Annotated in this window: 1 pseudogene; it reads left to right on the forward strand. The window is 59.1% G+C overall.

From position 1 onward, the window contains the following. Nucleotides 1-234: 234 nt before the first annotated feature. A pseudogene (locus FQ746_RS26655) lies at nt 235-749 on the forward strand (helix-turn-helix domain-containing protein); the annotation flags it as partial.

The following is a 749-nucleotide window of genomic DNA, read 5'->3' on the forward strand; positions in this document are numbered from 1 at the left end:
TCTTGCGAACCTCTGAAAGGCAGGCAGCCGCGGTGGGGAAACTGCCTTCTACAGAGATCATTCTCGACCCAAAACCGGACATTTCAACTTAGCCCGAAGGCGGACATCTGAACTTAGCCTCGACAAACAATGTAGCAGCTAAGTTGTAATGTCCGCTTCTAGCTACATTCAAATGTCCGCTTCTCGGCGGCTTAAGCTTAGCCGGCTTCGATTCCCACGGCGCCGGAGGCTACGATGGCGGCGACGGACAGAATCACCATGACGATGCGCGAGTTGGACCGATTTAAAGTGATTCAGTCGGTGGTCGACGGGCACCTCAAGCCGTGGCGAGCCGCCGAGCGATTATTGTTGACGACGCGTCAGGTTCGACGCTTAGCGGCACGTCTGCGCAAACAAGGACCGCCGGGGTTGATCTCGGGCAGATGCGCCAAGCCGAGCAATCACCGGATTGATGCAGGAGTCGCGGTGCGAGCCGTAGCCATCATCAAGGAGCGCTACGCTGATTTCGGGCCGACCTTGGCCTGCGAGAAGCTGCGCGAGTGCCACAACCTGAAGCTGGCCAAGGAGACGGTCAGGCGCTTGATGATCGACGCGCGCTTATGGACGCCGCGCCGACAACGTCCACCCAAGATCCATCAGCCGAGGAACCGGCGTTCGTGCCTGGGCGAGCTGATCCAGATCGATGGCAGCGATCACCGGTGGTTTGAAGACCGGGCGCCAGCGTGCACGCTGCTGGTGTTTATTGACGA

Origin of the sequence: Paraburkholderia sp. BCC1886, assembly GCF_900996245.1 — a bacterium.
Lineage (GTDB): Bacteria > Pseudomonadota > Gammaproteobacteria > Burkholderiales > Burkholderiaceae > Paraburkholderia.